The sequence below is a fragment of the Gorillibacterium sp. CAU 1737 genome (assembly GCF_039888655.1).
Classification (GTDB): Bacteria; Bacillota; Bacilli; order Paenibacillales; family NBRC-103111; genus Gorillibacterium.
On the sequence record NZ_JBDQQO010000003.1, the window covers coordinates 421,590 to 444,105 of the forward strand.

Genomic DNA, 22,516 nt, shown 5'->3' on the forward strand with positions numbered 1-22,516 from the left:
ACGAGAGGAGGCGAACGCTAAAGGAAACCCACACGAGAGGAAGAGGAGAATGAGTCGCAGAAGCCGCAGAAGGCCGCTCGTACCGGATTCCGAGCAAGCTTTGTCCCTTTTGAAAGCACAGGTTATGGCGGAGCAAGGGTATACCGTAGACCGGAAGCGTCCCGATGACGTGAAGTATGAAGTGGCGGATGATCGGGGCATTCCGCTTCAACCGGGAAGAAACGGCGGCCTCACCACGGAGGAGGCCGGTCGAGTAGGTGGACCCATTGGCGGCGCGATGGTCCGAGAGCTGGTCCGCATGGCGAAGGAGCACTTGGTCAAGCGAGAATGATCTCGTCCCACGCCGGTTTCATTCGTCATTCCGAACGGGTTGCGTTATAATGAATTAGGAAGAAGTTGGAATATTCTACTATTTCAGAAATTCGCAAGGTTGGGAGTGTGCAGGGATGACCGTATGGATTCACCGCATTCGAAGCTGGGCTTGGTCCATTGGAATTGCCTTTTTTCTCAGTCTGTTGATTAGCACGTTCGTTCTTCAGCCGACTCGGGTTCTCGGGCATTCCATGGAGCCAACCTTAAAGGACCACAGCCGGATCCTGATCGCCAAATGGACGCGATCTCTGGGAGAAGAGCCGGCTTACGGGGATATCGTCGTCATCGACAGCCGAATCGAACGCAAGCGGAGCTTGCTTGACGATCTGTCGGATTATCCGTTGTTTCAATGGATAGCCGGGAGTGGAAGCAGCGATGTCTTCTGGGTCAAACGGGTCGTGGGTAAGGCGGGGGATGTGATTGAAATTCGTGATCATCACGTCTACCGTAACGGAATCGAACTGAATGAGCCCTATCTGAAGGAACAGATGGCCACCTCCTCGCAAGGGCAGACAATCACAGTTCCGGAAGGCTACATCTACGTCATGGGCGACAATCGCAATCACAGCAAGGATAGCCGCGCGATCGGGGTCGTTCCAATCGGACATATCATGGGTAAGAAGTTGTAGACATCATAGAGCAGCATAATGGACGCGCTTAAGTGCGTGTTTGCACACGGGCCTTCGGTCCATTCGACAAGTGTTTAGAGACTGCCTTCTATTTCTCCACTCTTTGATAACGCTTTCCCGAGATGATTTCAAAGAATTGACTTGGCCATAGTCTAAGGAATCAATTCCCTCCATAGATATAGAGAGCGTGTTTTTCAAAATGGCATCTTCAGGAGAAAGGAAGGATCCTCATGGCATTTCAGGAACCGGCAGCCGCGCTTATGGAATTGTACTTGTCTATTCCCGTCACTTGTCTCCGCAAATCCCAAGCGTTGTCCGCAGCGGACAAAGAGCTGAACGAACGCAATACGCGTTTGTCGTTCATCCAGCTGCACGATACGGACGGCGCTTCCTACGGCTTCCAGGTTCGCAAGGTAAAAGACGTTCAGTGGCTCCATGCCGTTCCCTCCGATTACAGCCGCATGTTCCGGGCTTTCGGTCGTTTGGAGCTGCTTCTATCCGGCCTCGGGGGAGACGATTGGACGGGGGATCATCCCGTTTACCGTGAGCTCAGCTTTCCTCCGTCGCGCCTTAGTTCAAAGTCGGTGCTGTCCATTCCGACGCTTTCTCATCCAGTCCACGCTCGCATTGAGCGCCATCTGATTAAGTGGATTCCCGCGGAATCCAAGAGCTTTCCTCCCTACTCCGCCGAGGCGTAAGCCTCGGAGGTTCGGAGTGGGGCAGGTTGCCTCCTCTTCCGATTCCCGGTATCATGGGGACGAGCCCCGCGTCAACAACTGGGACTACTCTACAATCGGAACAGGATGGAACTCAAGTGGAAAACAAGTTCAAGGAGTACTTCGGCAAGATCAAAGACTCCGCTTCCCACTTCCTGTCGGACAAGCGCGAGGATGTGGAGGGGACGGAAGTCCTTTTGGAGCCACGGGTATATGATCAGCTTCAGACTATGGCGGAAGAACAGGGAACGACCGTGGAGGCCCTTGCGGACCATGCGGTTCGAGCTTTCCTGGGGAGAACGGGCAGCGGCCCGAGGGTCGTGATCGAAGAGGCTCGCAAGCAAGAAAATCCGCTGCTAGCCCTGGATGGCATCGCCCGTCGTCAGAGCGACAAAACCCGGAGGTTTTCATCATGAAGGACAACAGCTATCAGAATGCCATTTTTTTGGATGAGACGGCCCTGAGGGCTTTCATGGACCCGAATGACGAGAAGCATGAACGGGCTCGCGAGCTCTTTGCGGACCTGGATGACCTGGAACGAGACTTTGTTTCGACGAGCTATATCGTGTTCGAGACGCATGAATGGCTCCGCAATCATTTTGGAGAAAGCCCGGCCGAGACGTTTCTCGATGTGATGGAAGAGGCCATGAGCCGCGGCAAGCTTTCGCTGATCTCGGGCAACGAGCAGCTGGAGCAGGAGGCCAACAATCTGTTGAACGGATGTCCGCAATTTGGATTTTCGTTTGGAGAGGCCGTGAATGCGGTGGTCGTGCTTGCTTATCAGATTCGCCGTGTCTTTAGCTTTAACCGCCATTATGAATCCCTTGTGGAGCTGCAGCCGGGTCTTCGGCTGATTCCTTCTCGCTGAAGGAAACTTTATCCGTAATCATGCAAAGTGACGGCCTTCTCTCCTGCTGGCAGGGGGGAGGGTCCTTTTTTTATGAAAGAATGAAAGCCCGCGTTCTTCTCTGGTGGAAAACTCCGGCTAAGACAAGTACAATGGGAGCAGAACGTCTGCAGAAAGGATGGCCCTCGACTTATGCTCAAGATCGGATCCCACGTTTCGACATCGGACAAAGGCTTGCTCACGGCCGCTCGGGAAGCGACCTCCTATGGCGCCAGCACCTTCATGCTGTATACGGGAGCCCCCCAGAACACGAGGCGCAAGGCAATCGAGGAGTTTTACGTGCCCGAAGGGAAGGCTCTTATGGAGGAAAAAGGACTCGCGGATATCGTGGTCCATGCTCCGTATATCATCAACCTTGGCTCGTACAAGGAACCTACCTACCAGCTTGCCGTGGACTTTCTCCAGACGGAGATTCGCCGTACGCATTTCATGGGCGTGCGAAATATTGTGCTCCATCCCGGTGCTTTTACAGACAAGGATGCGGAGTACGGATTGAAGAGAATCGCAGAAGGCTTGAACGAGGTGCTGGACGGCATTCGGGAGACCGACGTGAACATTGCGCTCGAGACGATGGCGGGCAAAGGCTCCGAGCTCGGCCGCAGCTTCGAGGAGCTGGCGCTCATCATTGAGGGCGTGGAGCGGAACGACCGGCTTACCATCTGCTTGGACACCTGCCACACCCATGATGCCGGTTATGACCTCGTGAATGATCTCGACGGGGTGATCGAGCAGTTTGATCGCATCATCGGCCTGGACCGGCTCGCCGTCATCCACTTGAACGACAGCAAGAATCCCCGAGGCGCGAGCAAGGATCGCCACGCTCCGATCGGAGCGGGATATCTGGGCTTCCGCACCATCCAGAAGGTCGTTCAGCACGAGAAGCTGAAGCATCTGCCCTTCATCCTGGAGACGCCTTGGATCGGCAAAAGCGACAAGACATCGAGCCCGATGTATGAAGCCGAGATCGCCCTTCTCCGAGGAGATGCGGAACAACGATTTGGGGAAGGGTATGTGGAGGATGTCGCCAAGCTGACCCGCTTCTTCGCCGGCCGCGAGATCGATCGCCGCAACTTCATTGAATCAACCTGGGAGCTGCTTCGTACGGATCCCAAAGCGAAGAAGGCGGACAAGCGCGAGCCGATGGATCGTCTGTATGATATCATCCTCGAAGAAAAGGTATTTCCGGACCTGGAGGAACAGGACATCAACTTCCGGCTAATCGGCTTTTTTGCCGGTGAAGATGCGCTTTCTTTGGCGTGAAAGCGCCTCAAAAAGGACGATAGTATTCGTCTGATAGACATGGTACAATGAATGAACTAAGACACAGGAGGTAGCGATTTCAATGGCGCTTACAACGAACAACCTTCTGGAGAAACTGGCCGTCAACACGATCCGTACCCTCGCGATCGATTCGATCAACAAGGCCAACTCCGGACACCCCGGCATGCCGATGGGCTCTGCCCCGATGGCATACGAGCTGTGGACGAAATTCATGCAGCACAATCCGGCCAACCCTACCTGGTTCAACCGCGACCGCTTCGTGCTTTCCGCCGGTCACGGTTCCATGCTTCTGTACAGCCTGCTTCACCTGACGGGCTATGATCTTCCGCTTGAGGAACTGCAAAACTTCCGTCAATGGGGCAGCCTGACCCCGGGACATCCGGAGTATGGTCACACGGCTGGCGTTGACGCCACCACCGGTCCGCTCGGACAAGGCTTTGCGATGGCCGTCGGGATGGCCATGGCCGAAGAACACCTCGCCGATACTTATAACAAGGAAGGCTTCCGTGTAGTCGACCATTATACCTATGCCATCTGCGGCGATGGCGATCTGATGGAGGGCATCAGCAGCGAAGCTGCCTCGCTCGCCGGCCACCTGAAGCTTGGCAAGCTGGTCGTTCTGTATGATTCCAACGACATCTCGCTCGACGGCGAGTTGAACATGTCCTTCTCCGAGGATGTGGCAAAGCGGTTCGACGGCTACGGCTGGCATGTAACCCGTGTCGCAGACGGCAACGACCTTGCGGCGATCCATCAAGCCATCGCGGAAGCGCGTGCTGACTACCGTCCGTCTCTGATCGAAGTGAAGACGGTCATCGGCTACGGCAGCCCGAACAAGTCCGGCAAGGGCGGCGAGCATGGTGCGCACGGCGCACCGCTCGGCGCAGACGAAGCGCTGCTGACCAAGCAGTTCTATGAATGGCCGGGTCAAGAGAACTTCTACATTCCGGTAGAAGTGAAGGACCTGTTCGCGTCCGTTAAGAACCGCGGTATTCAGGCCGAAGGCGAATGGACGAAGCTGCTTGATGCATACGGCGAAGCCCATCCGGAGCTTGCCGCTCAGCTGAAGCTTGCCATTGCCGGCGAATTGCCGGAGGGCTGGGACTCGGAGCTGCCGGTTTATTCCCCGGCTGACAAGGCTGTGGCTTCTCGCGCCTCTTCGGAGACCGCGCTCAATGCCATCGCCAAGAACTACCCGATGCTGATCGGCGGATCGGCTGACCTGGAGACGTCTACGAAGACGGGCATCAAGGGATCGGGCCGCATGAATGCGACCGATTACAGCGGCCGCAACATCTTCTTCGGCGTTCGCGAGTTCGCCATGGGCGCTGCGGTGAACGGCATGACGCTGCACGGCGGAGTGAAGGCCTTCTCCGGCACGTTCTTCGTCTTCTCCGATTATATGAAGCCGGCAATTCGCCTCGGTGCGATCATGAACATCCCGGCGATCTACCTGTTCACGCACGACAGCATCGCCGTCGGTGAAGACGGCCCGACGCACGAGCCGATCGAGCAGCTCGCCGGCCTTCGCTCGATCCCGAACCTCACCGTGCTTCGTCCGGCCGATGCCAACGAAGTGAGCCAGGCGTGGGCTTACGCCGCTTCGAACCAAGGCGGCCCGATCGTGCTCGTGTTCACGCGTCAAGCGCTGCCGAACCTCGAAGGAACGGCGGAGAAGGCAGCGGAAGGGCTGCGCCGCGGCGCCTACGTCCTCTCCGATGCTCCGAACGGCAAGCCGGTCGCTCAACTCATCGCGACGGGCTCTGAAGTGGCTCTTGCTGTGGAAGCACAGAAGAAGCTGGCAGAAGAAGGTATCGCCGTGCGCGTTATCAGCATGCCGAGCATGGAGCTGTTCGACAAGCAACCGAAGGAATACCGCGATTCCGTCATCCTTCCGGACGTGCGCGCTCGTGTCGGGGTCGAAATGGCTTCCTCGTTCGGCTGGCACAAGTACCTTGGCCTGGACGGCGACTCGGTGACGATCGATCACTTCGGCGCTTCCGCTCCGGCTGGTGTAGTCCTGAAGGAATTCGGCTTCACTGTCGAGAACGTCATCGCCAAGGTGAAGGGCGTTCTGAGCTAAGTCGAAGCCGAGTTAAGTACCATAAGGTTGCCTGCTAAGTTCGAACCACCACCAACACAATAAACGCCTCCGCTCCCGATGAAGGGAATGGAGGCGTTTCTTTACTTGTAAGGCTGGTGATTGTAGCGCTAATTTAAGGTTTCTGAGGGGCTAGAGGGCAGAGCCCGAAAGTGGCTTATCGCCCGTGCAGGATTCCATCGATGTACTCCACGAGGCGTACGCGAAGCACCGGCGCGAGACCGGACATCATGCAGCCGTAGCGGAATTGGCCGGAGGCCTCATCCTTCTCCACGCGGATGATTCTGGCGGTGATAGGGGGAAGCTCGGCTTCCTGCGGGAAGTGCACCACCACGAACATGTCTTGGGCAAGCGGGTACTCGGTCACGACTTGCAGGCCGTCACCGGACAAATCCTGCAGGGTAGCCTCGATGGTTTGGCCGGAGAAGGCGCCTTCGAGCTGCCATTGGTAAATCGAGATCTGGAGCGCGATCTCAAGGTTGACCCGCTCGGCCTTGCGCCGGTCGCGGCCCGAGTATGCGTCCTCGGAGGAAGTGGTTCCCTTGCCGACAGGTTCGCCGGTCCAATCCTCATAACATTGGACCACCGAAGAGAGGTCGAGTGGGCCGTTCCCCTTGGCGAGTCCCATTTGGTAGAGGGAGGCGGCGTTGTTCAGCATCGGGGACGGAAGCTGGAAGGTTGCCGTCTCCCGCATGGCAAGCAGCAGGTCCTTCAGCATGAGCTGGAGGGAGAACTGCACATCGAAGTTTCCTTCGATGATCTTGCGTCCCTTGAGGTCGGCCTGCTTGCTGGCGGCGCCTCCGGCTTGGACGATCTCGAGGAAGTGATTTAGGTCGAGCCCCGCTTTTGCGGCGAAGGCCATTCCTTCCGCGAGGGCGGCGGAGTTGATGCCGACGATGAGGTTATGGGCCAGCTTCGCATACGAGCCGGAGCCATTCTCGCCCATGTGAAGCAGCTTCGAGCCAAGTACCTCGAACAGATCGCGGTGCTCCTCCATGACGGCCTTCAGGCCGCCGACCATGAACACGAGGCTCCCGCTCTCGGCGGCAGGCTTGCTCCCGGTGACGGGGGCGTCGAGGAAGCGCGCGCCGCGCACGGCCAGCTCCTTGGCGGCCAGGCGGCTCGTTTTGGGGGCGACGGTGCTGCAGTCGATGACCGTCAGCCCATTATGTACGCCTTCCAGAATGCCGCTTCCCCCGAACAGCACCTCCAGGAGATCGGCGTCCTGGCTGACGTTGGTGAAGAGCACGTCAGCCGCCTGCGCCGCTTCGGCGGGAGTGGCGGCGCGCTTGGCTCCGGCTTGGACGAGATCATCTGCTTTGCTGGCGGTTCGATTGTATACCGTTAGAGGGTAGCCGGCCTCGAGCAGGTTCCGGGCCATGGGATGTCCCATCGTACCGAGACCGATAAAACCAACACGTTTTTCCTTCAATCTGAACACCGTCCTTTTTTTCATCATATCATTCCGCCACTTGATTGCAAACGCGCCGATTCGCGGCAGACTGCTGTCGAAAAAGCTGCTGAAAAGCCGTTTTGCACCCGTGCAAAATTTGCTCGAAAATCGGTCCCTTGCTCTTGCAATTCCCCCCTTTTAAAAGTATTCTTAAGTGTAGTCTATCTGCGGAAGGGAACCTCTGTTTTTCCTTGTTCCGCCTACGGATTCGCCGCGATCCGGGAGCTTGCGGCCGAGAGGGCCAGGTTCCGTTTGGGTACGGCAATGCCCGCTTCTTGATCAAACCAAACAAGCTTTCGTTCACGCTGACGATTCCGAACTTATATAGCTTAGGAGGATTTACGCATGGCAAACAAATTGCAATTCGATTACACGAAGGCACTCAGCTTCATCGGTCAACATGAGATCGACTACCTGGAAGGCGCGGTACGCGTCGCTCATGAGCAGCTCCACAACGGCACAGGTGCCGGCAGCGACTATCTCGGCTGGATCAACCTCCCGCTGTCCTATGACAAGGAAGAATTCGCTCGCATCAAGAAGGCGGCTGAAAAGATTCAATCCGATTCCGAAGTGCTGGTGGTCATCGGCATCGGCGGCTCGTACCTCGGGGCTCGCGCGGCCATCGAAATGCTGACCAACAGCTTCTACAACCTGCAAGACGCCGGCGTTCGCAAGACGCCGCAAATCTTCTTTGTGGGGAACAGCATCAGCTCCACCTACACCGCTCACCTGATCCAACTGCTCGAAGGCAAGGATTTCTCCGTGAATGTCATCTCCAAATCGGGTACGACGACCGAGCCGGCGATTGCCTTCCGCATTTTCCGCGAGCTGCTGGAGAAGAAATACGGCAAGGACGGCGCGAAGAGCCGCATCTACGCCACCACCGATAAGGCGCGCGGCGCCCTGAAGAAGCTGGCCGACGAGGAAGGCTACGAAACCTTCGTCATTCCGGATGACGTAGGCGGCCGCTACTCCGTCCTCACCGCTGTCGGCCTTCTGCCGATCGCTACGGCTGGAATCAATATCGAGGACATGATGCGCGGAGCATCGGACTCAATGATGGATTTTGCCAACCCGAACCTGTCCGAGAACCCGAGCTATCAATATGCAGCAGTCCGCAACGCTCTGTACCGCAAGGGCAAGACGACGGAAATCCTCGTCAACTACGAGCCGTCGCTTCATTTCGTTTCGGAATGGTGGAAGCAGCTCTTCGGCGAAAGCGAAGGCAAGGATTACAAGGGCATCTACCCGGCCTCCGTCGACTTCTCGACCGACCTTCACTCCATGGGCCAATTCATTCAGGAAGGCAACCGCACCCTGTTTGAGACCGTCATTCAAGTGGAGAAGGTCCCGGAGGAAATCGAGATCGGCGTGGACGCCGACAACCTGGACGGCCTGAACTTCCTGGCCGGCAAGACGATGGATTTCGTCAACAAGAAGGCGTTCCAAGGAACGATGCTGGCCCACACGGACGGCGGAGTGCCCAACCTGATCGTGACGATTCCGGACATGACTCCTTACACCTTCGGCTACATGGTTTACTTCTTCGAGAAGGCTTGCGGCATCAGCGGCTACCTGCTCGGCGTGAACCCGTTCGACCAACCGGGCGTAGAAGCGTACAAGAAGAACATGTTCGCCCTGCTCGGCAAGCCGGGCTTTGAGAAGGAAAAGGCTGAGCTGGAAGCTCGCCTGAACCAATAAGGAGCTGCGAGGAGAGTAGGATCCGTTCTTGCTGACAAAAGCTCCACGATTCTGAGAATTTTGTCAGCAAATGAACGGTACTTATCTCGTCACAGTCTCTCTAGTTGAAACCCGACGCTCATCCAGCGTCGGTGTGAGAAAGCCCGCGGATCGGCAACCATGCGTTTTGCCGCCCGCGGGCTTTTTGATTTGGCTGGGCATCATTCAGGACTCTAGGATTCTCATCCGGATTCATTCCAGATTCCAGCTCCGAATTACAATTCAGGAGAGGGAGAGGAGGAGCGTGCGATGAAGCAGGATCGGCTTCTGGGCTTGACCATCTATCTGCTCAACCGGGGAAAGGTAACGGCCAAGCAACCGGCAGAGAGGTTTGAGGTGTCTCCTCGGACGATTCAGCCGATCTGGGTATACCAAGCTCCGCCAACAGTTGGAAAGGTGCTCCTCTGTCTAGGCGGAGCCTTTTTGTGCGTTCGCTGCAATCCTCATTCAAAGAGAAAATGGTTAAACCCAAACCGTCCGCCACCAAGCAGCGAAACTGTGCTACTGTATTCTTATCGATATCTTGTATGGAATGGAAAGAAGGGAAACGAACGTGAAATCATCGATTTTGGACGACCTGGTGAATTCCGTACATAGCCAAAACCTCAAGGTACTCAGTGTGGTGATCCGGCAAAAGGGGGACGTGCTGGCGGAGCATCATTTTGAAGAGCCGAAGCCCAGGCTTTTGTGGTCGGTCAGTAAAACCTTTACTTCGATGGCGATCGGGATAGCGGCAGGGGAGGGACGATTTCGCCTGACGGACAAGATCGTCGATCTATTTGCTCCGGAGGGGCTGGAGCAGACGGAGTATCTGCAGAAGATGACCGTTCACGATCTCCTGTGCATGGGAACCGGGCAGGCCAAATGCCCGATGGCGAAGGTCATTGGGGAAAACGGCCCCTTTGATAACATCGGCAAGCTGTTTTTTGATGAACCCGTCGTCTTCGAGCCGGGAACTCGCTTTGTCTACAACAATGCGGCGACCTATATGCTCTCGAAGCTGATTACCCTGTCAACGGGAGTCAGCCTCAACGAGTATTTGCAGCCCCGGCTATACAAGCCGCTCGGAATCGCCGATCCCTACTGGGAAGCGGACCCGGCTGGAATCACCTTTGGATGCAACGGACTTCATCTGACGGCGCATGACCTGTCCCTCTTGGGTCAACTGTTACTGAACAACGGAATCTGGAAAGACAAGCCGCTGATCCCGGAAGATTACCTCGCAAGAGCGACCAGAGCTCAAATCGATACGTCTACTTTTAACGAGCCTTTTGCTACGGCCGATCATAAGCAGGGGTACGGCTATCAGCTGTGGCGCAATGCTTATCCAAATTCCTATCGGATGGATGGGATGTTCGGGCAGTACGTCGTGATGCTTCCCGACAAGGACGCGGTGATTGCCTATGCATCCCAAGAGCCCGTAAACATGACCGGGGTTTTGGAGCTTACCTGGGAGACCCTCGTGGATAAGCTTTGAGCAGCCCAAGATTCATGTCGTCGCACAGAGCCATTTCGAACACAAAAAGCCAAGCCTCCGCATTCGCGCGAGTCTTGGCTTCCTTTACATGATCAGGGTTGAAGAGACTTAATCTTTCGTACGATCTCGATGCGCATGCTCTTCAGTTCCCACACTTTGTCTCGAAGCTCGGCTTCCCGTTCCTGATCCGGCTCAGCCCGAAGCTCCCCGAACAGCTCCAGCATCTTCACGTTGATTTGGTCGAAGATCCTCCACAGGTCCTGACGCAGGACCTCAACCGTGATGGTGGAGAGATGCTCTTCCCGAGTGAGGAAGCGCTGCTTCAAATCAGCCTGCCATTCCCGATCTCCGATTCGGCCGGCATAATTATATAAATCAAGATGGTCATTAATCCATGCTTGTTCATAGTGGTTCGGCATAGGTGTCGCCCCCATATAGCGAGTTTATACCGAGTATTATACTAGGTATTAACGGAAATGCAATGGGTTTGTCAAAAAACTCCACAAAAATGTGCAGCGGCGAAGGCTCCTCCTACCATTTTCCCTCAAGCTCCTGCAGGTCGGTATTCAAGCGAACGGGAATGAATAGGCTCAGGAGAGGGGGATGAAATCATGATCTATTCGGTGTTTCAATTGGTCGGGGGGATCATTCTATCGATTGGCTGGGTTCCTCAAATTATCCAAATCATCAAGACGAAATCGATTCGGGATTTGAACCAACGGACGTTTTGGATGTTGTTCGTGGGTATTGGACTCATGGAGGTGTACGCCGTTCATCTGGCGGCGGATGGGGTGGGTCTTGCTTTTCTGATCACGAACAGCTTGTCGCTGGCCTTGATTGTGTTCATCCTGATGTTGATCTTTCGTTATCGTCATACGTCGAGAGATCCGAACCAGGACAAGGATAGGGACGTGGAAAAGGAGAAGGATGAAGGCATTCACTGAAAAGTGTCATTCGTGTCGTTAGTCTGATATGCCAGCCGTTGCCTTCAGGCTCCGCCAGGATTCGCTCTTTTGGTTCCCATAGCAGATCAAGAAAGAAAAAGCCAAGCCTTCATCACGCAAAGTGCGGGGACTGATCCCCTAGCGTGAGAGGCTTGGCTTTTTCTTTTCTTCACTCGGGTTCGCGGGTTGCCTTGGCTTTCGCTCCGCCTGTTCCCTCGCGGCTCTCCTGATCCCACAGCTGCCGCATCTCCTCGCTCGTGGCGAGCAACTCCTCGAGCGTGCCCTCGGCTTCGATCCGCCCGTCCTTCAACAGCACGATGCGATCCGCGCGGGAGAGGACGGCCGGGCGATGCGAGACGACGAGGCACGTCGCCTGCCGCCGCTCAAACAGCCGCTCCCACAGGAGCTGCTCCGTCTCGACGTCGAGCGCACTCGACAGGTCGTCGAAGACGAATAGCTCCGGGTCGCGGACGAACATCCGCGCGGCCGCGGTGCGCTGCGCCTGGCCGCCGGACAGCTTCACACCGCGCGGGCCGATGCGGGTGTCGAGCCCTTCGGCAAGGGCGGCGACATCCCGCTCCATGACGGCGGAGCGGATGGCGGTTGCAAGCTCCTCGGGTGTTGCCTTCTGCCCGAGCAGGATGTTGTCCGCCAGCGAGTCGCTGTACAGCCGCGGAGACTGCGGCGTGTAAGCCGAGCGCGGCGGGGTGAAGAAGGAGCCGGGATCGGCGAGGGCTTCGCCGTTCCAGCGGATGTCGCCGTCCTGCTTCGGCAGGAGGCCGAGCAGGGCGCGGACGAGCGTCGTCTTGCCGCTGCCGATACGGCCGGTGACGACGGTGAAGGAGTGGCGCGGCATCGTGAGCCGGATGTCGGAGATGCCGCGGTCGCTGCCCGGATAGTGGTAGGTGAGTCCCTCCACCGCCAGCTCCTCCAGGCGGTCCTCCGGACGCAGCATCGGCGTAGGAATCTCGGGAGGCAGCTCCTTGCCCAGGTAAAGCGGGTGCGAGTCGGTAAGCCGTTCGGCCGGCGCGTCCTGGAGCAGGCCGAGGAGACGGTCCTTCGAGACCGAGCACTGCTTGAAGTCGGCGATGAACTTGCCGAAGTTTTGGATGAACTGGGTGACGAAGGTCAGGTAATAGACGAACAAGGCGAAATCGCCGACCGTGAAGTCTCCGGTGCGCATCTCGCCGGCGGCGAGAATGAGCACGAGGCCGGTGCCCAGGTTGACGGTGTTCGAGAAGATCGAGTCGAGCAGCTGCGTCAAAATCTTGTCCTTCAACACGGACTTGCGGCGCTCTTCCCCAAGCTGGCGGAAGCGGCCGATGACGCGTTCCTCGGCGCCCGCCACCTGGATGGCCTGCACCGAGTTGAACATCTCGCTGATTGCTCCTGTAACCTGACTCGTCGCTTCTCGACTTGCCGCGCGGTACTTTTGCAGGAGCGTCGTGGCGAGCTGGGCGATGGTGACGACGACCACGAGCGGCAGGAACACCCACAGCGTCAGCTCGGCGTTGATGCGGAGCAGGATGCTGCCGGCCACGGCCGCGAAGACGATCATGCCGAAGGCGTCGACGGACCAGCTGATCGCTTCCTCGACATGATCGCCGTCGTCACGGAACGTGCTGATCGCTTCTCCCGGCGAGACCGGGATGGCCTTCGCCCCCGGCTCCTTCAGGATATGGCGCAGCAGGTTATGCCGGAGCAGGGCGCCGATGCGGAAGCGGAAGTGAACGTCCGTGACGAAGCCGAGCGCGATGAAGAGACAGCGGGACAGCGAAGCGCCGACCATGAGCGCGATGATGGCCGGGATACCGAAGCGGTACGTATCTCCCTCGGTCAGTGCATCGAAGAACATTTTGGTGACGATGCCGGGCAGGACCGGGGTCAGGTAGACCATCGTCCAGGCGAACAGATTTGCCAGGTATAAGAAAGGGCGGTATCGGAACAGCCGCCACAGAAACGAAAAGGTACTCATGCGGATTCCTCCTCCCATCCGGTGCTCAGAATGTGATGGAAGCGGGAGCCGGGATCATCGGCCAGCCTTTGGCGCGGCCCATGCTCCAGCAGAACGCCGTCCTCCAGGATAAGAATCTCGTCGACACGGCGCACGGTGGCAAGCCGGTGGGCGATGATGATGCAGGTACGCTCCCGGACGAGGCGGTCGGTCGCTTGAACGATCTTTTGCTCCGTGACGGGATCAAGCTTCGAGGATGCCTCGTCGAGAATGACGATGCCCGGATCGCTCAAGAAGACGCGGGCGAAGGCGAGCAGCTGGGCTTCTCCGGCGGACAATCCTCCGCCGTTTGACGCAAGCGGGGAATCCAAGCCCTCCGGGAGCGACGCGAGCCAATCGTCCAGCCCCAGCTCCCCAAGAATCTCCGTTATGTCCGAATCTGGAATGTCGGGGTTGTAGAAGGTGAGGTTATCCCGCACGGTTCCCTGGAACAGCTCGATCTGCTGGGTGACCATGCCGACGTGGCGGCGCAGGTCTTCTACCCGAAACTCCTTCAGGTTGCGGCCATCGAGCGTGACGGCCCCTTCCCGGGGATCATGGAAGCGCAAAAGCAGGCGGGCAAGCGTCGTTTTGCCGCTGCCGGTGCGTCCGAGCACGCCGAGGGTTTTGCCCTTTTCCAGCGTGAAGTCGAGGTCCTTCAGCGTGACGAGGTGGTCTTCGTAGCCGAAGACGACATGGTCAAAGCGAATCGTAGAGGGACCGGGGGCGGGTGGTGCTCCCTCTCCGTCCTGAATGGCAGACTCCGTTGCGAGCAGCTCGCCGATCCGGGTGATGCTGGCATCCGCCTTCTGGAGGTCTTCCATCTGGGTGCGGATCTGCTCAATAGGTCGAGACAATTGTTCGGTGTAATAGATGATCATGTATACAGTCCCGAGCGTGATCGCCCCATGCCGGTAGAGATAGCTGCTGACCGCAAATGCCATAGCGCTGCCGAGGGCGAACAGGGTGAGCGAGGAGATCCACATGGAGGCGAAGCCCAGGAAGGCCTTGAAGCGAAGAGGCAGCCAGCGGCGCATGATGCCGTAGAACCGGTTCATGACAAAGCCGGCGGCTCCGTTCGCACGCGCATCCTCGGTGCCCTCCAGGTGCTCCCCGAGGAAGCCGTAGAATTCAGCGCTGATGGCGCGCACCTTCGTCCAGAGCGGGGCGGTGAAGCGGCGGATGTATTGCAGCGTCTTGATGGCGCTGCCGACGAAGATCGTCATGACGAGCCCGATCTGCCAGCCCTCGCGGAAGAGCAGCACGAGGATGCCAACTACGAGCGCCAGATTAGACAGGAGCATGACCGACAGCTTGGAGAAGAAGTTCGAAAGGGCGTTGATGTCCCCGTCGACGCGTTCAATAAGCATGCCGGAGGAGTGGGATTTGTGGAAGCCGGGGTCGAGGCGCAGGCAATGCTCCGCCACATCAGCACGCAGCTGATTGGTAGCCTTCCAACCGACATTTTCACTCAGGTAGGTGGTGACGAGCAGGATGAGCTGATAGAGGAGCGATACCCCGATGAACAGGGCTCCGGCGTAATAGAGGTCCCGAACCTCCGCTTTGGCTTGGGCCGAATCGATGAAATAGCGGACGATCTGCGGGTTGATGAGCTGCATGCCGATGGAAACCATCAAGAGACTGTAGAGCACAACAACGCTCTTCCATTGGGGCAGCAGGTACCCGGACAAAAGCTTCGCATAGCGGGTTAAAGGGATTTTCGCGGGTTTCATAAGTCCAACCTTTCGTCTCGGCAGTGTCAGCTGCAGTCGAACATCATAAGAACACATGCTCGGGCTAATCGTACTTCCGCTAACTTTAGAGGATTCGCTAGGGGGAGTCAACGGGTTTTTTCACTATAAAGGAGGTTTCCACGAGGCGCTGGTTTTGCCGCATTTGGATCCCCCGTGCTACAATGTTTCCAAACGTGAGGAGGAACCGAATCAATGCTTTCGAGCTATAAGACCGTGGAGAAGAACGGGTCTGCGGAGATCGTCATCCGCAAGTCCCGATTTATCGGCCATGCTCGTCCCGTGGAAACGGAGGAGGAGGCCTTGTCGTTTATTGCCGAAATCAAGAAACAGCACAGCGCCGCCACTCACAACTGCTCGGCCTATGTGATCGGGGAGAGGGACGAACACCAGAAGCAGTCTGACGACGGCGAGCCGAGCGGGACGGCAGGCAAGCCGATCTTGGAAGTCATCAAGCACCAGGGCCTGAAAAATGTCGCGGTCGTCGTGACCCGGTACTTCGGAGGGATTATGCTCGGCGCCGGAGGGCTTATTCGGGCATATACCGATGGGGCCGTCGTAGGTCTTGCTGCGGCCTGTCCCGTGAAGCAAGTCCTTCATCGTGACGTTTACGTGGAGATCGACTATACCTGGCTCGGCAAGGTCGAGCATGAGCTGAGAGGGCGGGGAACCCGGCTTGGGGAGACCTTGTTTGCCGACAAGGTCACGCTGCATTGCCAGCCGACCGCCTCCGAGGCCGAAGTATTTTCCGCCTGGCTAACGGACATCACGAGCGGCCAAGGGAAGGTAACGATGGGAATCGAGCACTACGTGGCCGAGCCGATCGAAGGGGTAGACACTCCATGAGGATGACAGGGGGAAGCGAGGAGGAAAGGCGCTTCTTGACGGAATTAGTTGGAAAATAATAGTAGAAGTATCCGGGGAGGATGTTGTATCATGGATGAAGCGGCGAAGGTTGTCCTCTGAGGAGGGCCTTCGCCGGTGCCGGCTGCCGTACTCCATCCTTTTCGGACGGCTCCGGGTTCATTTAATAGGGCGGGTTCTGTGACTCGCTTTAGGGAAAGGAACCTCAAATGGAACAGGATAAGAGTCGTACCAGGAGGTCTGCCACCAAGCAGCCTGATTATCGCCTGCTGACTAGAAATCCGGACGTGAGGCCCTCCTCCATTCCGTTTGATGAATCGGGAGACGTGGCGATCCAAGTCCGGGAGGAGGCATTGTCCCGGCTGAAACTGGAGAGGGACAGCCTGACGCGAAAGCTGGCTCGGCAGAACGCCGAGCTCGAAGCGCGCAATCGGGAGCTCCTGGAGCAGGCGGACGAGCTTCGAGCCGCGAATCAGGAAGCGGAGAAGAGGATGCAGGAGCTGGCAAGAGAAAATGAGGAGCTGAAGGAAAGGCTGTGGGAATGGCTTTTCTGGGGAGATGGTTGGTGCGAATGGCTGGAGGGGGCCGGGGTCGGCTGCCTCGTGCTCGACATGGAGCTTCGAATCCGGCAGTTCAACACCCTCTTTGCCCGTGAAATCCCGTTAACCCCGTATGACCTTCAGCGTCCTTTCGACCCGGAGCTGTGCATCCCGTTTGACAATAGACTCTATGCCGATATCGTTTCGGTGGCCCGGAGCCTCATCCCCATTCAACGTGAGCTGAAGAGCCCTTCCGGCTGCTGGTACTCCCTCATTGCGCTCCCCTGCTTTTCCTGGGATCGGAAGCCGCAAGGAATTGTGATTACGTTAAGGGATATCACGGAGCTGAAGCAAGCGACTGCGGATCTTCTCAAGCTCTCCCATGCGGTCGAGCAGAGCCACAGCATCATTCTGATTGCGGGCATTGAGGGAGAGGTCGAATACATCAATCTCAAATTCTCGGAACAGATGGGGTATCGATCCGACGAAGTATTGGGTCAGCCGGTGTCACGGTTTCATCCGGCCGAGCTCGACGGGGTGCCTTTTGGAGAAGTATGGGCATCGGTCTGCCGGGGCGAACGCTGGGCGGGCGAGATCGAGATGGTTCGTGAGAACGGAGACCGCTTCTGGGAGGGAGCGGCATTGATGCCGATTCGCAACCGAGCGGGCAAGATCGTCCACGTGCTCAAGATGTCCCAGAACATCACGGAACACAAGACGGCGGAGGAGCTCTTGCGCAAGTCTGAGATGCTGTCGGCAATGGGCGAACTCGCGGCAGGGGTTGCCCATGAGATTCGCAATCCGCTGACTGCGCTTAAAGGCTTTACCAAGCTGATCGAACGGGGAGCCGTTAACCCCGCATATACCCGGATCATGGCGGAGGAGCTTCAGCAGATCGAGAACATCATCAATGAGTTCCTCGTGCTCGCCAAGCCGCAAGCCTGGTGCTTCGAGAAAAAGCAGATTTCCGAAATCGTCGAACAAGCCCTCGCCCTCCTTCGATCAGAGATGGATCAGAGGCAGGTTCGTGTTGCGACCACCTACCATCCCGGCCTTCCGCCAGTCTCCTGCGTGGAAAGTCAGATGAAGCAAGTCGTCCTTCATCTATTAAAAAACAGTCTGGAAGCGGTATCACCGGGCGGAAAGATTCAGATTGAGGCCGGACTGTGCGAGGATGAGCACCTGTTCGTCCGCATTGTGGATGACGGCTGCGGCATTCCGGAAGAAAAGCTGGCCAAGCTCGGGGAGCCGTTCTATTCCACCAAGGAGAAGGGAACCGGGCTCGGGCTTATGGTCAGCTTCAAAATCATCGAGAATCACCGAGGGACGTATTCGGTAACGAGTGAATCCAATTGCGGAACCACGCTCGAATTCCGACTCCCTTTGGATCGATAAAACAGAAGGAGGTCATTCGGTGGATTTGACCCAGGCAAGCAAGGAAAACGTGGAATACATGATTGAGGAGATCAAGCTGAAGCTGAGGATGGCGTCCGGGGCAGCGATTCGAGCGGAGCACTTTGACGAGCATCGCTATGAAGAGCTGGTCGAGCTCTATGAGCACGTTGCAGGGAAGGATAGCTTCAGCGTGAGCGAGATTGACGCGATCGTGCAGGAGCTGGGACGACTGCGGCGCTAATCTTTTAGCCAAGCCAAGCCGCTCTCGATCATTTTCCCAAGCCGGGAGAGCTTCCGAAGAAGTCCTCGGATCGCTTCCGGGGGAGGGGCGGCCTGCCATATATATTTGTAGGAACACGAGACATACCCGAGCGTGCCGAGCAGCAAGTTCATCCTCCGGAGAGAGCAAGCCATGGAGGAGGCGGCCAGCAGGAGCGCGCGATCATAGCCGGGCCCCTTCATGAGAAGGGAGCCCGTTTTGATGTTGTACTAAAAAATGCGATCTATAAGTATTAATTGTATACAACACAAGAATCGAAACCCTATTTTTCCCGCTTGTCTTCTTCTCTACACTTTTTCTATAGTGGGGTGTAGATGATGCAAAAGGATATCTTGAAGCAGGTGGGCCTCCGCATCCGCGACTTGCGAAAAGAAAGAGGATGGTCCCAGGAAGCGCTCGGAGAACGAGGCGGCTTCCATTACTCCTACATTGGTCAGATCGAACGCGGAGAGAAGAACATCTCCTTGCTCAATCTGGTCAAAATCGCCGAAGCGCTCGAAGTGAGCGTGCCTCAGTTATTTGCTTACCTGGAAGACGGAGGGAAGGTTTCGGGCTCCGAAGCGGATCTGCAGGAGATCGTTCGCACATTGCGGACGAAGAAGCCTCAGCAGGTTCGCATTGCCCGCAATATCGTTCGCGAACTGGTAAGCGACACGTACGAAGCATAAGAAAGAAGGAAGCCGCCCGTGCTGGAGAGTCTCCAGATACGGGCGGCTTTATTATGGTGCAGGGGATAGCACTGAAGCAAGCGTCTAAGCATGGGGGCGTACAGCGCCTCGTATCCAAAGGGCCGCTTGCACTCCGGAGTCATGGGGATAGCGGCTGTCCGCGATCCGCTCTACCCGCAAGGCCAGCTCAGGGTAATCGCTGCCCGACTCCGCCACGAGCCGGCAGAGGCGAATGAAGCGCTCGCGCGGGAGGCTGGCCGCATAGTCGGAGATCAAGTATTCACACGCTCCAAGATTGCCGCGGAATTTAAGCGCAGCACTTGCTATGTTGGTCAGGAGCTCCGGGCCGAGGTTCATTTTTTCGATCTCGCCCCGATAGCGGAGGACATAGTCGATCGACTTCTCGCGAATCAGCGAACGGTCGATCTTCGAAACCTCCCATAGGTAGCGGACGAAGAGCTTGTTGTATTTTCGCGGAACGACGGTTTCCAGCTCCAGCTCCATGTCCTTCCTCAGCATGAACCGATCAAGGCAGATCAGCTTGTTGTAGCGGATCCGATCGTCGAGCAGGAAGACCCCGATCTCCCGGAGCTTCTCGTAGCAGGCCAAGTAGTGATCGGCTTCGTAATCGGTCTCCGCCGCTCGTTCATCGGCTGCCAGCCCTTCCCCGATCGCCTCGGAGCGATCGAGGAGAACCCGGTGCAGCCGGTACGGCGCTTGTGAGGCTGCATAGCGGCGAAGCAGGAAACCGTATCCGGTGAGCAGCGCTGCTCCGAGAACGGCCGCTACGGTTCTCTCCGTCGCATTTGGGGCGAGGTAGACGGCCGCAACCGCGGCGAGGACGAGAAGGAGAGCCTCCAGCCCGACCTTCCCCTTTGCCCGGAAGGCGCCGATGCGCTCGAGCGGCTGGAGGGTGCCTTTGCGCCCGCAGGCGGAGCATACCTCCTCGCGAAGCGAGGTGAAGGAGCCGCAGCGGCTGCAGTGACGCAGGCGTTCATAGCGGTAGCGGGTCACCCGCGGCGGGGGGATGAGAATGGCGATCTTAGCGCTCATCATAGGCCCTCCCCGCATTCAGCCGGATGAGCAGGTCTTCATCCATCTGTTCCACAGAAGGGGTCGATCGCTCCCTCCGGCGCAGCTTCAAGGCCTTGACCAGGATGTAGACGGCCATGGCGCCCAAGGGAACATAGGGCAGCCATGATTCCGAGGCGTGTCTGAGCATTTCGTTCATTGATTGGCGAACCGGAGCATCGAGACCGGCTCTTCCTCCCTGCTAGAAAGGTATGGAAATTTCAATAGGAGAACGGTATCATTACAGGTAAGTTGACCCCTGTACGCATGCGGTTCGGCTATCCGTTGTCGAACCCTCGCGCGAATGGTGCGAAAGGCGTGCCCTCGGGGTGTTTTTTGTAAGTTTCCTGCATTTCCAGTAGAATAAATCCGAACGGGCCTGCCAGCAAGGGCCGGAGCCGGCTGGTTTCACCCAGCAAGAGGTCCAGGAAAGCTTGCAAGCCTTTGGTCTTGTAGGCTCATTTTACTATCAGCGAGGGCCATGAAACAAGAGAAGGGCTCTCCAACCGGAGGAGTATCCACGTGACGAAGCCATTACGACGATTGCCGTTCTTGTTCTCTTTCATCCTGATCGTCTCCCTCATCAGCTCTTGGGTGCCGGGAACGGCGCAAGCTGCCGATACCGACGAGAAGCTCGATGCGGTGCTCGCCATCGACGTCAGCACCTCGATGAACGACAGCGACCGGGGCAAGGTCGCCAATGAGGCAATGAAGATGTTCATCGACATGACCTCGGTTCAGGGCGATAAGATCGGAGTGCTGGCTTATACCGACCAGATCGTACGCGAGAAGGCGCTGCTTGAAGTAAAGAGCGCTCAGGATAAGCAGGATCTGAAGGATTTTGTCAATCAGCTCTCTCGCGGAGCTTACACCGATATCGCCGTCGGGGTCAAGGAATCGGTAAAGATTCTCGAGGCCGGGACGACACCGGGCCACCGCCCGATGATCGTCCTGCTAGCAGACGGCAACAACTCCCTGAACAAGGGAAGAACGCAGGCGGACTCGGACAAGGAATTGGCTGAAGCCGTCGAGAAGGCCCGCCAGATGGGCGTCCACATTTATACGATCGGGCTTAACGCCGACGGGAAGCTGAACAAATCCGTTCTCGAAAAGATATCGTCGGATACCGGAGGCAAGACCTTTGTCACCGATACCGCCGAGACCTTACCGCAAATCCTGAGCGAGATCTTTGCCAGTGAGCTCCGCTTGAAGGTCGTCCCGCTCAAGCAATTGACAGGCAGCGGAGACTTCCAAGCCGTGACGGTGCCGATTCCAAACGGGAATGTATTGGAAGCCAATATCTCGATTGTCTCGACGAAGCCTGTTGAGGTGAAGCTGACCGACCCGGCCGGGAAACAGGTGGGGATTCCGAGCGACGCTATCGTCTACTCGAAATCGAATTCTTACTCCCTGATCAAGCTGATCAAGCCGGTCGAGGGAGACTGGAAGCTTGAAGTCAAGGGAGCGACTAGCGACCAAATCGACATCAGTCTCGTCTTTAACTATGATATCCGGGTCGTGATGGAGCCGTTTGGCGGCTCGGGCTACAAGGCGGGGGATCGTCTCGCCATCAAGGCCCATCTGGAATCGGGCGGAGAGCCGCTCACCGATGATGCGCTGCTCCAGTCCGCCAAGGCCTCACTCGTGGCCAAGGATTTGGACAGCTCGAAGGAGATCGTTACCCCGCTTACGCTTCAAGGAAGCCAATTTACCGGTGAATGGGCTCTCCCCGAAGCACGCCGCTACGAGGTGAAGGTGCGGGTTGAGGATTCCGGCTACACCCGCGACAGCGAACCGGTTACGGTGGATGCCGCCGCCGGAACGGTAACCGCCGCTCCATCGCCTACGGCGTCCACGAAGCCCGCACCGACGGTGCCGGCCGAGGAGAAGAAACCCTTTCCGTGGACAACCGTACTTATCGGAGGAGTGATCGCTCTCATCGTCATCGCCGGGGGCGTGGTGCTCTTCTCTCGATACAAGAAAGCGAATCGCGGCTTTTTCGGGCAGATGATCATCGAGATCCGCGACGAGAATACCGGTGAGCGGCTAAGTCCGCAGTACCGCAAGCTGAACGCCTTCAAAGGACGTCTTCGGCTGCATCAGCTGCTCCAGCTCGCTCCGGAATTTGCCGAGACCGACAAAATCGTCCTGGAGCCGGGCAAAGGAGACACCCTCGTGCTCTACAACCGCACCGGCTGCATGATCGAACGGTCCGGACGCACGGTGGACGCAACGAAGGGCTTGGAGCTTCGCAAGAACGACCGCATTCGAATTACCTTGCAAAACGTCAATAAATCGATTCAACTCGAGTACATTTAACGAGGGGCGCTTGTTC

Annotated in this window: 21 protein-coding genes; 15 read left to right on the forward strand and 6 right to left on the reverse strand. The window is 57.3% G+C overall.

All coding sequences use genetic code 11. From position 1 onward, the window contains the following. The first annotated feature begins 49 nt into the window (after nucleotides 1-49). From AAFN83_RS09315 to tkt, 7 genes are all read left to right on the forward strand, one after another. On the forward strand, nucleotides 50-331 hold the full coding sequence (locus AAFN83_RS09315) for an alpha/beta-type small acid-soluble spore protein (RefSeq protein ID WP_347768713.1): 282 nt from the start codon (nucleotides 50-52) through the stop codon (nucleotides 329-331). A 115-nt stretch (nucleotides 332-446) separates the two neighbouring features. After that, nucleotides 447-1,001 (forward strand): signal peptidase I, encoded by a 555-nt coding sequence (gene lepB / locus AAFN83_RS09320; protein WP_347768714.1) that lies wholly within the window; start codon nucleotides 447-449, stop codon nucleotides 999-1,001. Between the two features lie 230 nt (nucleotides 1,002-1,231). Further along, the gene (locus tag AAFN83_RS09325; protein ID WP_347768715.1) at nucleotides 1,232-1,699 is read left to right on the forward strand and encodes a hypothetical protein; all 468 of its coding nucleotides are present in this window, start codon (nucleotides 1,232-1,234) and stop codon (nucleotides 1,697-1,699) included. Between the two features lie 116 nt (nucleotides 1,700-1,815). Then, nucleotides 1,816-2,133: a hypothetical protein gene (locus tag AAFN83_RS09330; RefSeq protein WP_347768716.1), complete on the forward strand. Its 318-nt coding sequence runs from the start codon at nucleotides 1,816-1,818 to the stop codon at nucleotides 2,131-2,133. Further along, nucleotides 2,130-2,585: a type II toxin-antitoxin system VapC family toxin gene (locus tag AAFN83_RS09335; RefSeq protein WP_347768717.1), complete on the forward strand. Its 456-nt coding sequence runs from the start codon at nucleotides 2,130-2,132 to the stop codon at nucleotides 2,583-2,585. The genes AAFN83_RS09330 and AAFN83_RS09335 overlap by 4 nt, the downstream gene beginning before the upstream one ends. Nucleotides 2,586-2,756: 171 nt before the next feature. Next, nucleotides 2,757-3,884 (forward strand): deoxyribonuclease IV, encoded by a 1,128-nt coding sequence (locus tag AAFN83_RS09340; protein ID WP_347768718.1) that lies wholly within the window; start codon nucleotides 2,757-2,759, stop codon nucleotides 3,882-3,884. A gap of 82 nt (nucleotides 3,885-3,966) precedes the next feature. After that, a complete protein-coding gene (tkt, locus tag AAFN83_RS09345) occupies nucleotides 3,967-5,988 on the forward strand; it encodes a transketolase (protein WP_347768719.1) in 2,022 nt (673 codons plus the stop codon). A 175-nt stretch (nucleotides 5,989-6,163) separates the two neighbouring features. Here tkt and AAFN83_RS09350 read toward each other — a convergent pair whose 3' ends face one another. After that, nucleotides 6,164-7,465 carry an NAD(P)-binding domain-containing protein gene (locus AAFN83_RS09350; protein WP_347768720.1) on the reverse strand — a complete coding sequence of 434 codons (1,302 nt, stop codon included), beginning with the start codon at nucleotides 7,463-7,465 and terminating at the stop codon, nucleotides 6,164-6,166. 339 nt (nucleotides 7,466-7,804) lie between these two features. Between AAFN83_RS09350 and AAFN83_RS09355 the strand changes: the two genes are divergently transcribed. Continuing rightward, nucleotides 7,805-9,160 (forward strand): glucose-6-phosphate isomerase, encoded by a 1,356-nt coding sequence (locus tag AAFN83_RS09355; RefSeq protein WP_347768721.1) that lies wholly within the window; start codon nucleotides 7,805-7,807, stop codon nucleotides 9,158-9,160. Nucleotides 9,161-9,752: 592 nt separating this feature from the next. Continuing rightward, entirely contained in the window at nucleotides 9,753-10,676 is a 924-nt protein-coding gene (locus tag AAFN83_RS09365) for a serine hydrolase domain-containing protein (protein ID WP_347768722.1), read from the forward strand. A gap of 92 nt (nucleotides 10,677-10,768) precedes the next feature. Here the strand turns inward: AAFN83_RS09365 and AAFN83_RS09370 are convergent, their stop codons facing one another. Beyond that, entirely contained in the window at nucleotides 10,769-11,095 is a 327-nt protein-coding gene (locus tag AAFN83_RS09370) for a hypothetical protein (protein WP_347768723.1), read from the reverse strand. 192 nt (nucleotides 11,096-11,287) lie between these two features. On the opposite strand from AAFN83_RS09370, the gene AAFN83_RS09375 reads away from it, so the two are divergent. Next, on the forward strand, nucleotides 11,288-11,620 hold the full coding sequence (locus AAFN83_RS09375) for a SemiSWEET family sugar transporter (RefSeq protein ID WP_347768724.1): 333 nt from the start codon (nucleotides 11,288-11,290) through the stop codon (nucleotides 11,618-11,620). Nucleotides 11,621-11,789: 169 nt separating this feature from the next. Here the strand turns inward: AAFN83_RS09375 and AAFN83_RS09380 are convergent, their stop codons facing one another. Together AAFN83_RS09380 and AAFN83_RS09385 are read right to left on the reverse strand one after the other, a co-directional pair. Continuing rightward, nucleotides 11,790-13,595 (reverse strand): ABC transporter ATP-binding protein, encoded by a 1,806-nt coding sequence (locus AAFN83_RS09380; protein ID WP_347768725.1) that lies wholly within the window; start codon nucleotides 13,593-13,595, stop codon nucleotides 11,790-11,792. Beyond that, entirely contained in the window at nucleotides 13,592-15,346 is a 1,755-nt protein-coding gene (locus tag AAFN83_RS09385) for an ABC transporter ATP-binding protein (protein WP_347768726.1), read from the reverse strand. The genes AAFN83_RS09380 and AAFN83_RS09385 overlap by 4 nt, the downstream gene beginning before the upstream one ends. Before the next feature lie 213 nt (nucleotides 15,347-15,559). On the opposite strand from AAFN83_RS09385, the gene AAFN83_RS09390 reads away from it, so the two are divergent. The 4 genes from AAFN83_RS09390 to AAFN83_RS09405 all read left to right on the forward strand — a co-directional run bounded on the left by AAFN83_RS09390 (nucleotide 15,560) and on the right by AAFN83_RS09405 (nucleotide 19,110). Next, entirely contained in the window at nucleotides 15,560-16,210 is a 651-nt protein-coding gene (locus AAFN83_RS09390) for a YigZ family protein (RefSeq protein ID WP_347768727.1), read from the forward strand. A gap of 227 nt (nucleotides 16,211-16,437) precedes the next feature. Then, entirely contained in the window at nucleotides 16,438-18,162 is a 1,725-nt protein-coding gene (locus AAFN83_RS09395) for an ATP-binding protein (RefSeq protein ID WP_347768728.1), read from the forward strand. A gap of 19 nt (nucleotides 18,163-18,181) precedes the next feature. Continuing rightward, nucleotides 18,182-18,403 (forward strand): DUF1128 domain-containing protein, encoded by a 222-nt coding sequence (locus AAFN83_RS09400; RefSeq protein ID WP_347768729.1) that lies wholly within the window; start codon nucleotides 18,182-18,184, stop codon nucleotides 18,401-18,403. Between the two features lie 353 nt (nucleotides 18,404-18,756). Continuing rightward, entirely contained in the window at nucleotides 18,757-19,110 is a 354-nt protein-coding gene (locus AAFN83_RS09405) for a helix-turn-helix domain-containing protein (protein ID WP_347768730.1), read from the forward strand. An 84-nt stretch (nucleotides 19,111-19,194) separates the two neighbouring features. Here the strand turns inward: AAFN83_RS09405 and AAFN83_RS09410 are convergent, their stop codons facing one another. Next, the gene (locus tag AAFN83_RS09410) at nucleotides 19,195-20,163 is read right to left on the reverse strand and encodes a hypothetical protein (protein WP_347768731.1); all 969 of its coding nucleotides are present in this window, start codon (nucleotides 20,161-20,163) and stop codon (nucleotides 19,195-19,197) included. Continuing rightward, nucleotides 20,153-20,341, reverse strand: coding sequence for a hypothetical protein (locus tag AAFN83_RS09415; RefSeq protein ID WP_347768732.1), 189 nt, complete (start codon nucleotides 20,339-20,341; stop codon nucleotides 20,153-20,155). The genes AAFN83_RS09410 and AAFN83_RS09415 overlap by 11 nt, the downstream gene beginning before the upstream one ends. Nucleotides 20,342-20,703: 362 nt before the next feature. Here AAFN83_RS09415 and AAFN83_RS09420 point away from each other — a divergent pair, with 362 nt between their 5' ends. Further along, the gene (locus AAFN83_RS09420) at nucleotides 20,704-22,500 is read left to right on the forward strand and encodes a vWA domain-containing protein (RefSeq protein WP_347768733.1); all 1,797 of its coding nucleotides are present in this window, start codon (nucleotides 20,704-20,706) and stop codon (nucleotides 22,498-22,500) included. Nucleotides 22,501-22,516 lie beyond the last annotated feature (16 nt).